General features: G+C 51.4%; 14 protein-coding genes. 10 read left to right on the top strand and 4 right to left on the bottom strand.

What is annotated here, in order from left to right; genetic code table 11:
- Positions 1-22: 22 nt before the first annotated feature.
- On the top strand, positions 23-841 hold the full coding sequence (gene fkpA, locus KKH3_RS17795; RefSeq protein ID WP_039364306.1) for an FKBP-type peptidyl-prolyl cis-trans isomerase: 819 nt from the start codon (positions 23-25) through the stop codon (positions 839-841).
- Between the two features lie 73 nt (positions 842-914).
- Here fkpA and pdxR read toward each other — a convergent pair whose 3' ends face one another.
- Positions 915-2411: a MocR-like pyridoxine biosynthesis transcription factor PdxR gene (pdxR, locus tag KKH3_RS17790; protein ID WP_039362775.1), complete on the bottom strand. Its 1497-nt coding sequence runs from the start codon at positions 2409-2411 to the stop codon at positions 915-917.
- Positions 2412-2514: 103 nt separating this feature from the next.
- Here pdxR and KKH3_RS17785 point away from each other — a divergent pair, with 103 nt between their 5' ends.
- Entirely contained in the window at positions 2515-3327 is an 813-nt protein-coding gene (locus KKH3_RS17785) for a YggS family pyridoxal phosphate-dependent enzyme (RefSeq protein WP_039362773.1), read from the top strand.
- 33 nt (positions 3328-3360) lie between these two features.
- Positions 3361-4632 (top strand): serine hydroxymethyltransferase, encoded by a 1272-nt coding sequence (gene glyA, locus KKH3_RS17780; protein ID WP_039362771.1) that lies wholly within the window; start codon positions 3361-3363, stop codon positions 4630-4632.
- Positions 4633-4702: 70 nt separating this feature from the next.
- On the opposite strand, the gene pmrB is transcribed toward glyA, so the two are convergent.
- The 3 genes from pmrB to eptA are packed head-to-tail and all read right to left on the bottom strand — an operon-like array spanning position 4703 to position 8105.
- On the bottom strand, positions 4703-5797 hold the full coding sequence (pmrB, locus tag KKH3_RS17775; RefSeq protein WP_039362768.1) for a two-component system sensor histidine kinase PmrB: 1095 nt from the start codon (positions 5795-5797) through the stop codon (positions 4703-4705).
- Positions 5794-6462 (bottom strand): two-component system response regulator PmrA, encoded by a 669-nt coding sequence (gene pmrA, locus KKH3_RS17770; protein ID WP_039362766.1) that lies wholly within the window; start codon positions 6460-6462, stop codon positions 5794-5796. The genes pmrB and pmrA overlap by 4 nt, the downstream gene beginning before the upstream one ends.
- Entirely contained in the window at positions 6459-8105 is a 1647-nt protein-coding gene (eptA, locus tag KKH3_RS17765; RefSeq protein ID WP_039362764.1) for a phosphoethanolamine transferase EptA, read from the bottom strand. Before eptA ends, pmrA begins: the two co-directional genes overlap by 4 nt.
- 178 nt (positions 8106-8283) lie before the next feature.
- Here eptA and KKH3_RS17760 point away from each other — a divergent pair, with 178 nt between their 5' ends.
- The 7 genes from KKH3_RS17760 to fusA all read left to right on the top strand — a co-directional run bounded on the left by KKH3_RS17760 (position 8284) and on the right by fusA (position 13355).
- Positions 8284-9006 carry a helix-turn-helix transcriptional regulator gene (locus KKH3_RS17760; protein WP_010296984.1) on the top strand — a complete coding sequence of 241 codons (723 nt, stop codon included), beginning with the start codon at positions 8284-8286 and terminating at the stop codon, positions 9004-9006.
- Positions 9006-9395, top strand: coding sequence for a sulfurtransferase complex subunit TusD (gene tusD / locus KKH3_RS17755; RefSeq protein ID WP_039362762.1), 390 nt, complete (start codon positions 9006-9008; stop codon positions 9393-9395). The genes KKH3_RS17760 and tusD overlap by 1 nt, the downstream gene beginning before the upstream one ends.
- Positions 9396-9404: 9 nt before the next feature.
- Entirely contained in the window at positions 9405-9764 is a 360-nt protein-coding gene (tusC, locus tag KKH3_RS17750) for a sulfurtransferase complex subunit TusC (protein WP_039362760.1), read from the top strand.
- A 19-nt stretch (positions 9765-9783) separates the two neighbouring features.
- Positions 9784-10071, top strand: coding sequence for a sulfurtransferase complex subunit TusB (gene tusB / locus KKH3_RS17745; protein WP_039362758.1), 288 nt, complete (start codon positions 9784-9786; stop codon positions 10069-10071).
- A gap of 131 nt (positions 10072-10202) precedes the next feature.
- Positions 10203-10577 (top strand): 30S ribosomal protein S12, encoded by a 375-nt coding sequence (rpsL, locus tag KKH3_RS17740; protein ID WP_005969567.1) that lies wholly within the window; start codon positions 10203-10205, stop codon positions 10575-10577.
- 96 nt (positions 10578-10673) lie between these two features.
- Complete coding sequence (gene rpsG / locus KKH3_RS17735) at positions 10674-11144, top strand: 30S ribosomal protein S7 (protein ID WP_009111198.1); 471 nt, start codon at positions 10674-10676, stop codon at positions 11142-11144.
- Between the two features lie 96 nt (positions 11145-11240).
- Entirely contained in the window at positions 11241-13355 is a 2115-nt protein-coding gene (gene fusA / locus KKH3_RS17730; RefSeq protein WP_039362755.1) for an elongation factor G, read from the top strand.
- Positions 13356-13377 lie beyond the last annotated feature (22 nt).

Genomic DNA, 13377 nt, shown 5'->3' with positions numbered 1-13377 from the left:
GCTCCAGATGCTGGAGAAATGGATGAAATCACTGTTTAAAGTAACGCTGTTAGCAACAACGATGGCTCTGGCTCTGAATGCAGGCCAGGCTCTGGCGGCAGACAAAGCGCAGGCATCTGACACCACTGCGGCAGCCAAATTCAAGAACGATGAGCAGGCAGCGGCTTATGCGTTAGGTGCATCTTTAGGGCGTTACATGGATAACTCTCTGAAAGAGCAAGAAAAATTAGGCATCAAACTGGATAAGGAACAGCTGATTGCTGGTGTTCAGGATGCCTTTGCTGATAAGAGCAAGCTGACTGACGAAGAAATCGAGAAAACGCTGCAAGGCTTTGAAGGTAAAGTGAAAGCCGCGGCTGAAGCCAAGATGAAGCAAGATGCGAAAGATAACGCGGACAAAGGCGCCAAGTATCTTGAGTCTTTCGCCAAAGAAAAAGGCGTGAAGAAAACGGAATCTGGCCTTCTGTATCAGGTTGAGAAAGAAGGTAGCGGCAAAGCACCGAAAGACAGCGATACCGTCGTGGTTAACTACAAAGGTACGTTGGTTGACGGTAGCGAGTTCGACAACTCCTACAAACGCGGTGAACCGCTTTCTTTCCGTCTGGACGGCGTGATCCCTGGCTGGACTGAAGGCCTGAAGCACGTTAAGAAAGGCGGCAAAATCAAGCTGGCTATCCCACCGGCACTGGCCTATGGCGAAAATGGCGTGCCAGGCATTCCGGCCAACTCTACGCTGGTATTTGACGTTGAACTGCTGGACATTAAATCTGAAGCTGAGCTGAAAGCAGCGGATGATGCGAAAGCTGAAAAACCGGCAGCCGAAGAGAAAGCCGCTAAGTAAGCATCGCGGTAGTAGCAATATGACCGCAGGCATTGGCCTGCGGTTTTTTTTGTTCCGCGAGGATACATCCTCATCAGCGACACAGCGCGCGCAGCACTTTTGCTAAGGTTTTGACGGCAAGTTCCAGTTCATGCGGGGCGTGTGCGGCAAATCCCATCAGGAAACCTGCTTTATGGTGGCCCGACGCATACAGTGCTGTCAGCCCCAGCAGATCGATCCCGGCTCGGCGTGCCGATTCCACCGCGTCGTGCTCAGGGATGTCACGGATAAAAACACAGGGCATCTGCATGCCTCCGGTTGGCACATGTGGCTCTACGAAGTCAGTAAGATGCTGGCGTACCAGCCGTGCCAGCACATCGCGACGTTCGGCGTAAATGGTGCGCATCGTGCGTACATGGGCACCGAAGTGGCCACCTTCGATAAAACGTGCCAGCGTGAGCTGTGGAATAGGTGCACTGTGCCCATCCATTAGTGTGCGGCCCACGGTCATCGGAGCAACCAGCGGTGGTGGGAGTATCATGTAGCCGATACGCAGACCTGGAAACAGTGATTTGGTGAAGGTGCCGATGTAGATCGTACGATCGTGGGGGTCGAGCCCCTGCACGCAGGCAGTGGGTTTGCCCGCGTAGTGAAACTCGCTGTCGTAGTCGTCTTCAATAATCCAGCTCTGGTGCTGCCTAGCCCATTCGATAACGGCCAGCCTTCGATCTAGCGTCAGCGTCGTACCGGTCGGAAACTGGTGTGATGGTGTCAGGAATACGGCTTTGGCGGGCGTATGATGTCCGCTGCTTGCTTCAAGCAGGCGATCGACCTGCAAGCCATCGGCATCTAACGGTATCGGCACGCATGCGAGCCCGGCAGCCTCGAAAGCCTTGCGTGCGCCGTGGTACACGGGATCTTCAAGGACGATCCGATCGCCAGCATCCATCAGCACATTCGCGCAGAGCGTTAATGCTTGCTGGGAGCTGGTCAATACCAACACGCGTTCAGGTGTGGCACGGGCTCCTCGTTCGAGATTGACATAATCTGCGATAGCGCGTCTCAGAGCTTCCATACCCTGCGGTGGGCTGTGCAGTAGTGCTTGAGTGCCATAGTCTTTTAGCACCTGCCGTTCCAATCGTTCCCACGTCTGGAGAGGAAAATTACGTGTTTCCGGCACGCCGGGCGCGAACGCTCGCGGTACGATGAAATCACGTACACCGCCATTCTGGAACATGGCGCTGCCACGTTGGCTGAGGCGCACTTCCGCTTTGCTATCTCCTGCTTTCCGGGCTTTGCCACGTCCTGACAGACGCTTTGCTCGCTCCGACACGAAACTGCCGCTGCCAACTCGGCGCTCAATAAACCCTTCCGCATGAAGCTGGCTGTAAGCTGATTCGACCGTATCACGCGAAACCCCGAGTGATGCAGCCAACGCGCGCGACGCGGGTAAGGGTTTTCCTACGTCGAGAATGCCATCGAGGATTAACTGACGAATCGCTCGCTGGATACGGGCGTGCAGGGGCAAAGCACCGTGTGCGGGATCGCCAATCCAGGCTTTGACAGATTCAAGCTGGGCATGTTTGAACAATTGGTCTGCCTATCATCAAAAAAATGGTGGGGAACATCCGGCTATTTTAAATCTATAAATACGTTTCACAATCCATTCATCCTCTTCATCAGGAGTTAAGCTGATGCCGATACCTTCCGATACACCCACTCGCCACGACAGCCACGGCCGCTATCCCGAAGCCGCCACGGTTGAGGATTTCCAACTTAACCTGGCGGCCGTAGAGATGCGTATCGCCGCGGCCTGTCACCGTGTCGGCCGCGATCCTGCAACAGTACGATTGCTGCCAGTCAGTAAAACTAAACCGGAAAGTCGCCTGCGTATGGCTCATACGGCAGGCTGCCGGATGTTGGGCGAGAACAAGGTGCAGGAGGCATACCGCAAATGGGAGGCTATGCAGGACTTAACCGACTTACGGTGGTCGGTCATTAGCCACCTGCAAACCAACAAAGCTAAGCTGGTAGCGCGCTTCGCTACCGAATTTCAGGCATTGGATAGCCTGCGACTGGCTGAAGCGTTGGATCGCCGCTTACACGTTGAAGGACGTTCGCTGGATGTCTTCGTGCAGGTTAATACCTCCGGCGAGGCCAGTAAGTACGGCCTGTCTCCTGAAGACGTCCCCGCTTTTATTCAGGCGCTTCCCGCATTCCCTACGCTACGTGTGCGTGGGCTCATGACGCTGGCGCTGTTCTCCAGCGAGGCTGAACGTGTGCGCCAGTGTTTCATCCGACTACGTAACCTACGCGATAAATTGCAGCAAAACGCCCCCGTTGGTATGGGGCTGGATGAATTGTCCATGGGGATGTCCGGCGATTTTGAAATCGCTATTGAGGAAGGTGCCACCGTTGTACGCGTTGGTCAGGCTATCTTCGGGGCGCGTCCTCTGCCGGATAGCTACTACTGGCCTGATGAAACCAGCACAGAAGCAAATCTTTAAAAAAAACCTGAGCAACGTATAGGATGATCCCCCATGTATGACACTTCTTTGACTCTCACTGATTTTGACCCTGAGTTGGCTGATGCCATCTTGTATGAAGAACACCGTCAGGAAACCCATATTGAACTTATCGCTTCAGAGAATTACGCCAGTCCGCTGGTGATGGCGATCCAGAATTCCGTGTTCACCAACAAATATGCCGAAGGTTACCCTGGCAAGCGCTACTACAGCGGCTGTGAATATGTTGACGTGGCTGAGCATCTGGCTATTGAGCGGGCTAAAGCGCTGTTTGACTGCGATTATGCCAACGTTCAGCCCCATGCCGGTGCTCAGGCCAATGCGGCCGTGTTTCTGGCATTGACTAGCCCAGGCGACACGGTGATGGGGATGAATCTGGCGCAGGGCGGGCATCTGACCCACGGTAACCCATCCAATTTCTCCGGTCGCCACTACAAGATCGTACCTTATGGGCTTGATCCTGAAACAGGGCTTATCGACTACGACGAAATGGAACGTATTGCCTTGGAAACCCGGCCAAAAATGCTGATAGGCGGGTTCTCCGCCTATTCACGTCACAAGGACTGGGCGCGGATGCGCACGATTGCTGACAAAGTCGGTGCTATCTTCTGGGTGGATATGGCGCATGTTGCTGGTTTAGTCGCCGCAGGTGAATACCCGAACCCGCTCCCTCACGCACATGTTGTGACCAGTACCACTCATAAGACGCTGCGTGGCCCGCGAGGTGGAATTATTTTGGCTAAGGGGCAGAGTGAAGATTTTTACAAAAAGCTCAATTCCGCCGTGTTCCCCGGCATTCAAGGTGGCCCGTTGATGCATATCATTGCGGCTAAAGCGGTAGCCTTCAAGGAAGCATTACGCCCTGAGTTCACGGTTTATCAACGTCAAGTGGTGGCTAATGCCCGGGCAATGGCGCGTATCCTCCAGCAGCGGGGTTACAAGATTGTCTCCGGTGGCACCGACAACCACTTACTGCTGATCGACCTGTCCGACAAGCCGTATACCGGTAAGGATGCCGATGCTGCGCTGAGTGACGCTTACATCACGGCAAATAAGAATTCGGTGCCTAACGACTCACGTTCGCCTTTTGTTACCTCGGGTCTGCGTATTGGTACGCCAGCCGTGACGACGCGCGGTTTCGGTGTGACGGAGTGTGAACAGTTGGCGGGGTGGCTATGTGATGTGCTGGATGCGCTGGGGGTGGGGAATGAGGAGTTAACGGCGATGCGCGATCGTGTTCGTAAGCAGGTGATCGCGCTGTGCCATCGTTATCCCGTGTACCAATAGACATAGGTTTTTTGCGCACAGGGATGTGCCGTACCCGTGTTATTCGGCGTAGACTCGCTAGTTTTGTTCTTCAGGCTTCATCCGGGTAGTCGTCAGGGGCGGTGAGCACCACGCGAGCGAGCGCGCCGGAACCTTGTGATCGGTTACTGAGGAACAATTTCCCATCGTGCAACTGAGCAATGCGCGTGACGATACTCAGCCCGAGGCCGATACCGCCATAGCGGCTGTCCATGCGCACAAATGCCTTACTCAATTCACCGACCTTGCTTTCGTCTATCCCTGGCCCTTCATCCTCAATCTGTAGCTCAATATGTCGCAGCGTGTTCAGGCTCACGGTGATCTGGCTTGCTTCTGGGCTATAGCGATAGGCGTTTTCTACCAGGTTGCGTAGCAGTAACTGGAGTAACGTGGCATCACCACGCAGAGTGATATCGTCTGGCGGCAATATCCATTTCAGCGTCTGCTGACGTTTTTGCAGCATCTCGGCCAGCTCATCCTGCATGGGAAAAATGACGTCTTGCAGGAACGCGACATGCTGGTGGTGGCCCGCCGAAAACTCCTGTCCGACACGGGCAAGCAGCAAAAGCTGTTCCACCGTTTTCACCATTTTATCAATGCGTTTGATAAGCGAACTGCAATCAATCTGATGTTGCTGTTGGTGTAGTTCAAGGTGCAGACGAATTCCGGCTAACGGGGTTCGTAATTCATGAGCGACATCCGCAGTAAATTGCCTGTCGCGTTTCAGCGTTTCGTCCAGGCGCTGAAAAAGCTGGTTGATAGTATGGGTGACAGCAGCGATTTCTTTAATGTCGCTCTGCTGTGGCAGCGGCTCCAGATTTTCAGCGGTGCGATCCTGTAATTCTTCCTGCAAGCGGGAAAGTGGGCGGGTGATCCAACTGACGGCCTGAAAACACATGAGCAACGTCAGGATGACCATCACCAAACTTGGGATACTGAGCGAGGCGATCGCCTCATTGATCTCTTGATCGATCTGCCGGTTCTGGGCGCTGGCGCTCAGGGATTTATCAACCAGCAGGCCAATCTGCTCTTCACTTTCGTGCCAAAGCCAGAATACGCTAATCATCTGGCAGACGAGCAAGATGCCGCCCAAGGCCAGCACTAAACGACGACGCATGCTGGTGACGGCGTCGGTATCGCCCTTCATGGTTGTTCACCTTTCGTCAGCAGATAGCCAAAGCCTCGCAGGGTTCGGATGCGGTCTTTCCCTATCTTGTGACGCAGATTATGGATGTGCACTTCTAGCGAATTGGAGGACGGATCGTCGTTCCAGGCATAAATATCCTGATGCAGAAGTTCTCGGTGCACCTGAGAGCCGGCTTTCAGCACCAGGCGGGACAGGATCGCAAACTCCTTCGGCGTCAGTACCACCGGCTTATCGTCCAGCAACACCTGTTGGTTGTTTAAATCCAGCGTAATGTTGTCGACCTGTATTTTGCTGTTGCTTGAACCCTGATTGCGGCGAATCAGCGCGCGTACGCGCGCCTGTAATTCCGTCAGCGCGAAAGGTTTGGCAAGGTAATCGTCTGCGCCGACATCCAGCCCGCTGACGCGATCGTTAACCTTATCCCGCGCGGTTAAGATGAGTACGGGATGCTGGTAATGATTCTTACGCCAGCGTGAGAGTAGGGTGAGCCCATCTTCATCCGGTAAGCCAAGATCGAGAATAACCAGACTGTAATGCGCGCTGCTGATGAGGGCGTCCGCTTCTTTGGCAGTGCCTGCGCAATCACAGGCATAACCTTCATGACTCAACGCCAATAATAATCCTTCCTGCAACAGCTTATCGTCTTCAACAATCAATAATTTCATGTTGCCTTATCCCTGCACGGCTGAAGGATATCAAGCTGAGGCTGATATTCTTTCGTGGCGATAGTAAACATCCCCAGTATGGTATGGAAAAGATTATCTTGCGAGTAATCCAACTGCTTCGCATTCTGGCGCAGGCAGGTGTCCTGAATGGCGTGCTGTTGCTGATAACCCGTTGATAACCACATTAACATCGGCACGTGCGTTTGCTGCTTCGGTGCAATAGAGTAGGGCATGCTGTGCAGGTAGATGCCGCTTTCCCCTAACGATTCACCGTGGTCAGACAGGTAAACCAGTGAGGTATTAAATTTATCCTGATGTTGTTTCAGTAGGTTGATCGCTTTATCCAGAACAAAATCGACATACAGGATCGTGTTGTCATAGGTGTTAGTCAGCGCTTCCTGCGTACAGGTTTGGATCTGATTGGTATCACACGTTGGGGTAAATTTCTTAAAGGCGTCAGGGTAGCGCTGGTAATAGCTCGGGCCGTGGCTGCCTATTGTATGTAATACGATAATTCCGTCGTTATCGAGCTTATTAATATAGTCTTCGACGCCGTGGAATAACGCTTCATCGTGGCATTCGCCGTTGGCGCATAGTCCCGGCAATTTCAGCGATGTCACATCAATCGTTGGTACACGCGTACAGGCATCTTTACAGCCGCCATCATTTTCCTGCCAGAGCACGTTAACTTTTGCCCGTTGTAATATATCCAGAAGCCCTTCCTGATGGCTGGCTACATCACCATTAAAGCTTTGGCGCGGCATATTGGAAAACATGCAGGGAACGGAAACGCCTGTTGATGTACCGCACGACGACGTGTTTTCAAAATAAACAACGTTGTCCTTTGCCAGCAGCGGATTAGTCTCTTTCCCGTAGCCTCCCAGCGAAAAATTTTGCGCTCGTGAGGTTTCTCCTACGACCAGAATAACCAGGTTCTTTTTTGCCGTCGGGGACGATGGCGACACTTTATGAGCATCAAGACCAATTTGCTCCAGGGGTAAATTAGCCAGAGCGCTATGTTTATGATAGGACAAGCTGGCCGCCACAATATTGCTGGGCGTAATCGCTTTGACCAACTCTTTGTTATTACGCATGAACGAGGCGTAATCTTTATAAAAGAATGCCGCGACAGATAAAATGGCGAATAATGAAATAATGACGCTGAGAAAGCGCAGGCCAATATAGAGCGTTGTTGGCTTGGCGGGTTTTATTTTTATCCACATGGCGAGTGCTGCGGGAATGACACCAATAAAGAATATCCAGGCGACAAGCTGCGGCGTAAGTAGTGAAAAGGACTCGCTGGCTGTTGTCTCCAGGATATTCTGGACCATGGTCCGGTCAATGATAATGCCGTAATTCAGCATAAAGTATTGCGCAGCAGCGCCGGATAGCAGGAAGAAAACAATCACGGCCTTGCGCAGATAAGGTACTGCCAGCAGTGTGAAAATAATATTCAGCACTGCGAAAATCACCACAGGCATGCTGAGAAAGAAAGGAATACTGATCCAGTCTGTCATATCCAGCAGTTGCAGCGTCTGACGGTAGTAGGCGATGTTCTGGACCAGAGTAATAAAGGCAGAAAATATCAGCACGAACGTGATGCTGCTCAGGTGTGGTCTGCCCATCGGTATTGGATTTTTCATACACGTCTCTCGTGATTTCCATTATGGAGAGGAAAGAAGACGCTGACTCTAGCGGGGTTAAATTAATACAACCTTAAGAGGTAGCCCGTTAAATTCAGGGACGCGAGTGTGGACATTTGCTAGACTATGTCCCCTGTCAATACAAAATAAATAGATGACGTTGAGGGTGGTGTCTGCCATGTCTAATTCGCTTGTATCTGGCGAATCTTATGAGCTTGATTTGCTGGATGAACGTCCTTTCAGTCAAACGGACTATGAGATCCTGAAATCGTATGAAGCGGTGGTTGATGGCTTGGCCATGTTGATTGGCGAGCATTGTGAGATTGTGTTGCACTCGCTTGAGGATCTTAAATGTTCCGCCGTGCGTATTGCGAATGGGGAACATACTGGTAGGAAGATTGGCTCGCCGATTACGGATCTTGCATTGCGCATGCTGCATGACATGGCAGGTGAAGATAGCAGCGTGTCGAAAGCCTATTTTACCCGGGCAAAAAGCGGCGTGTTGATGAAGTCAGTGACGATTGCGATCCGTAATCGCGATCAGCGCGTGATTGGGCTGCTGTGTATCAACATGAATCTGGATGTGCCTTTCTCCCAGATCGTGCAGACTTTTATTCCACCTGAAACGCATGATGCCGCCTCTTCTGTTAACTTTGCGTCATCCGTTGATGACCTTGTTGCACAAACGTTGGAATTCTCTATTGAGGAAGTCAATGCGGATCGCAACGTCTCCAATAATGCGAAAAATCGCCAAATCGTCCTAAGCCTGTACGAGAAAGGTATCTTTGATATTAAAGACGCCATCAACCAGGTCGCTGAACGCCTCAATATTTCCAAACACACGGTCTATCTTTATATCCGTCAATTCAAAAGCGGTGACTTCAGCGGGCACGAACGTTAATGCTGAGTTACTGCATGCTGGTGACTGGCCCGGCTTATGGCACACAGCAAGCGAGCAGCGCGTTGCAGTTTGCGCAGGCGCTGTTAGCTGAAGGGCATAGTCTGAAAAGTGTGTTCTTCTATCGGGAAGGTGTGCTAAATGCTAACCAACTGACATCACCCGCTAATGATGAGTTTGATCTTGTACGCGCCTGGCAGCAGTTGGGCGAAACACATCAGGTGGCGCTGAATGTCTGTGTTGCTGCGGCGCTGCGACGGGGCGTGACAGACGCGCAGCAAGCCGCTCAGCTCAATCTTGCAGGAGCGAATCTGCAACCTGGCTTTGTACTGAGCGGGCTAGGTGAATTGGCACAATCGGTGCTGACCTGCGATCGGGTTATTCAGTTTTAAGGTAGCGTGATGAAGCGAGTCGCATTTGTTTTTACGCATTCTCCACATGGGAGTGCTTCCGGGCGGGAAGGGCTGGATGCGCTATTGGCGATGTCAGCACTGACGGAAGAGATCGGCGTATTTTTTGTTGGTGATGGCGTACTGCAACTGCTGCCGCATCAACAGCCGGAAAAGATTTTGATGCGTAATTACATCGCAACGTTTGGTGTGCTGCCGTTGTACGATATCGACTGTTGTTACCTGTGCGAGACGTCCGTGCGTCAGCGCGGGTTAAGTATAGATACGAACTGGGTTTTGGATGTAGAGCTGTTAGCGCCGCAAGAATGGCGCCGCAAGTTGGCCGATTATCATTCCATCCTTTCATTCTAGCGACGGATCTCTCCCTTATATGCTGCATACGCTCTCACGTTCCCCTTATCACGTTGACCTGGATGCACTTTTGCGCAGTCTGGATCAGGGTGATGCTTTGGTCTTATTGCAAGATGGTGTTATCGCCGCGCTGGCTGGTGGAGATATTATTCATCGTCTTCTTGAGTCAGCGGTTCTTCTCTATGCGCTCCAGCCTGATACAGCGGCAAGAGGAATGACTGAACAAATTTCAAACAATGTTACACTCATTGACTATAATCAGTTTGTTCAACTGACAGTGGAGCACCCGCAGCAACTCGCGTGGTAACGCCGAATTTTTGTATATTTCTTGACTCCTTCCACTGCCAGCCCTAAAATTCTGCGTCCTCATACTTTGCCCTGCGCAAACATGAGGCGATTTATTACGTGTTTACGAAGCAAAACCCAGGAGCTTTTTGAATGGCAACGATTAACCAGCTGGTACGCAAACCACGCTCCCTGAAGGCTGCTAAAAGCAACGTTCCGGCGCTGGAAGCATGCCCGCAGAAACGTGGCGTATGTACCCGTGTATATACTACCACCCCTAAAAAACCGAACTCCGCACTGCGTAAAGTATGCCGTGTTCGCTTAACTAACGGTTTTGAAGTTACCTCCTATATCGGTGGTGAAGGTCATAACCTGCAGGAGCACTCCGTGATCCTGATCCGTGGCGGTCGTGTTAAAGACCTGCCAGGTGTGCGTTACCACACCGTTCGTGGCGCGCTGGACTGCTCAGGTGTTAAAGACCGTAAGCAATCCCGTTCCAAATACGGCGTGAAGAAGCCAAAGGCTTAATGGTTCTCCGTTAAGTAAGGCCAAACGTTTTAACTTAAATGTCAAACTAAACTCGTAGAGTTTTGGACAATCCTGAATTAACAACGGAGTATTTCCATGCCACGTCGTCGCGTCATTGGTCAACGTAAAATTCTGCCGGATCCTAAGTTCGGATCAGAACTGCTGGCCAAATTTGTAAATATCCTGATGGTAGATGGTAAAAAATCTACTGCTGAAGCAATCGTCTATACCGCGCTGGAGACCCTGGCTCAGCGTTCTGGTAAAGATCATCTGGAAGCTTTTGAAGTAGCTCTGGACAACGTTCGCCCGACTGTCGAAGTTAAGTCGCGCCGCGTTGGTGGTTCTACTTATCAGGTACCAGTAGAAGTCCGTCCGGTTCGTCGTAATGCGTTGGCAATGCGTTGGATCGTAGAAGCTGCTCGTAAACGCGGTGATAAATCTATGGCTCTGCGCCTGGCGAACGAACTTTCTGATGCAGCAGAAAACAAAGGTACTGCTGTTAAGAAACGTGAAGACGTTCACCGTATGGCCGAAGCTAACAAGGCGTTCGCTCACTACCGTTGGTAATCCCTTCGCTGTAGTCATGCTAACCAAGCGGGCGCTAAAAATAGCCAACCCGCTTGGGTTAACTAAATTGAACGCCCTAGTAAATAGAGGATACAAATGGCTCGTACAACACCCATCGCACGCTACCGTAACATCGGTATCAGTGCGCACATCGACGCCGGTAAAACCACTACTACCGAACGTATTCTGTTCTACACTGGTGTAAACCATAAAATCGGTGAAGTTCATGACGGCGCAGCTACCATGGACTGGATGGAGCAGGAGCAGGAGCGTGGTATTACTATCACTTCCGCAGCGACTACTGCATTCTGGTCTGGTATGGCTAAGCAGTATGAACCGCATCGCGTAAACATCATCGACACCCCGGGACACGTTGACTTCACTATCGAAGTAGAACGTTCCATGCGTGTACTTGATGGTGCGGTAATGGTTTACTGCGCAGTTGGTGGTGTTCAGCCACAGTCTGAAACCGTATGGCGTCAGGCAAACAAATATAAAGTTCCACGCATTGCGTTCGTTAACAAAATGGACCGCATGGGTGCTAACTTCCTGAAAGTTGTTGGTCAGATCAAAACCCGTCTGGGCGCGAACCCTGTTCCGCTGCAGTTGGCAATTGGTGCTGAAGAAGGTTTCACCGGTGTTGTTGACCTGGTGAAAATGAAAGCCATCAACTGGAACGATGCCGATCAGGGCGTGACCTTCGAATACGAAGACATCCCGGCTGATATGCAGGACCTGGCTGACGAATGGCACCAGAACCTGATCGAGTCCGCCGCAGAAGCTTCTGAAGAGCTGATGGAAAAATACCTGGGTGGTGAAGAACTGACTGAAGAAGAGATCAAAAAAGCTCTGCGTCAGCGCGTTCTGAACAACGAAATCATCCTGGTAACCTGTGGTTCTGCATTTAAGAACAAAGGTGTTCAGGCGATGCTGGATGCGGTAGTTGACTACCTGCCATCCCCAGTTGACGTACCTGCAATCAATGGTCTATTGGATGACGGTAAAGACACGCCGGCTGAGCGTCACGCAAGTGATGACGAGCCGTTTGCTGCACTGGCGTTCAAAATTGCTACCGACCCGTTTGTGGGTAACCTGACGTTCTTCCGCGTGTACTCTGGTGTAGTTAACTCCGGTGATACCGTACTGAACCCAGTTAAATCAGCACGTGAACGTTTTGGTCGTATCGTTCAGATGCACGCTAACAAGCGTGAAGAGATCAAAGAAGTTCGTGCAGGCGATATCGCTGCTGCTATCGGTCTGAAAGATGTAACGACGGGTGACACGCTGTGTGATCCAGACAACGTCATCATTCTGGAGCGTATGGAATTCCCTGAGCCGGTAATCTCCATCGCGGTAGAACCGAAAACCAAAGCTGACCAGGAAAAAATGGGTCTGGCATTGGGCCGTCTGGCTAAAGAAGACCCGTCTTTCCGCGTATGGACTGACGAAGAATCTAACCAGACTATCATCGCTGGTATGGGTGAATTGCACCTCGATATCATCGTTGACCGTATGAAGCGTGAATTCAACGTTGAAGCAAACGTGGGTAAACCACAGGTTGCTTATCGTGAAGCAATTCGTGCGAAAGTTACCGATATCGAAGGTAAACACGCCAAGCAGTCTGGTGGTCGTGGTCAGTATGGTCATGTTGTTATCGACATGTACCCGCTGGAGCCGGGCTCAAATCCAAAAGGTTACGAGTTCGTCAACGACATCAAAGGTGGTGTAATTCCTGGTGAATACATCCCTGCCGTTGATAAAGGCATCCAGGAACAGCTGAAAGCAGGTCCTCTGGCTGGCTACCCAGTGGTTGATCTCGGCGTGCGTCTGCACTTCGGTTCTTTCCATGACGTTGACTCCTCTGAATTGGCGTTTAAACTGGCTGCTTCTATCGCCTTTAAAGATGGCTTTAAGAAAGCAAAACCTGTTCTTCTTGAGCCGATCATGAAGGTTGAAGTTGAAACGCCGGAAGAGAACACTGGTGACGTCATCGGTGACCTTAGCCGTCGTCGTGGTATGCTGCGTGGTCAGGAATCCAACGTTACTGGCGTTGTGATTCATGCTGAAGTTCCGTTGTCTGAAATGTTCGGATACGCGACTCAACTGCGTTCTCTGACCAAAGGCCGTGCTTCTTACTCCATGGAGTTCCTGAAGTACGATGATGCGCCTAACAACGTTGCTCAGGCCGTAATTGAAGCCCGTGGTAAATAAGCCTCAGGGTTAAAACAAATCC

It is taken from the genome of Pectobacterium actinidiae (genome assembly GCF_000803315.1).
GTDB lineage: Bacteria > Pseudomonadota > Gammaproteobacteria > Enterobacterales > Enterobacteriaceae > Pectobacterium > Pectobacterium actinidiae.
Note: the sequence above shows the minus strand (reverse complement) of the source record. Positions and strands in the feature narration are given on the sequence as shown.

Coding starts and splice junctions, on each gene's coding strand:
- fkpA (WP_039364306.1), top strand. CDS start 23: ATGAAATCACTGTTTAAAGTAACGCTGTTAGCAACAACGATGGCTCTG.
- KKH3_RS17785 (WP_039362773.1), top strand. CDS start 2,515: ATGCCGATACCTTCCGATACACCCACTCGCCACGACAGCCACGGCCGC.
- glyA (WP_039362771.1), top strand. CDS start 3,361: ATGTATGACACTTCTTTGACTCTCACTGATTTTGACCCTGAGTTGGCT.
- pmrB (WP_039362768.1), bottom strand. CDS start 5,797: ATGAAGGGCGATACCGACGCCGTCACCAGCATGCGTCGTCGTTTAGTG.
- pmrA (WP_039362766.1), bottom strand. CDS start 6,462: ATGAAATTATTGATTGTTGAAGACGATAAGCTGTTGCAGGAAGGATTA.
- eptA (WP_039362764.1), bottom strand. CDS start 8,105: ATGAAAAATCCAATACCGATGGGCAGACCACACCTGAGCAGCATCACG.
- KKH3_RS17760 (WP_010296984.1), top strand. CDS start 8,284: ATGTCTAATTCGCTTGTATCTGGCGAATCTTATGAGCTTGATTTGCTG.
- tusD (WP_039362762.1), top strand. CDS start 9,006: ATGCTGAGTTACTGCATGCTGGTGACTGGCCCGGCTTATGGCACACAG.
- tusC (WP_039362760.1), top strand. CDS start 9,405: ATGAAGCGAGTCGCATTTGTTTTTACGCATTCTCCACATGGGAGTGCT.
- tusB (WP_039362758.1), top strand. CDS start 9,784: ATGCTGCATACGCTCTCACGTTCCCCTTATCACGTTGACCTGGATGCA.
- rpsL (WP_005969567.1), top strand. CDS start 10,203: ATGGCAACGATTAACCAGCTGGTACGCAAACCACGCTCCCTGAAGGCT.
- rpsG (WP_009111198.1), top strand. CDS start 10,674: ATGCCACGTCGTCGCGTCATTGGTCAACGTAAAATTCTGCCGGATCCT.
- fusA (WP_039362755.1), top strand. CDS start 11,241: ATGGCTCGTACAACACCCATCGCACGCTACCGTAACATCGGTATCAGT.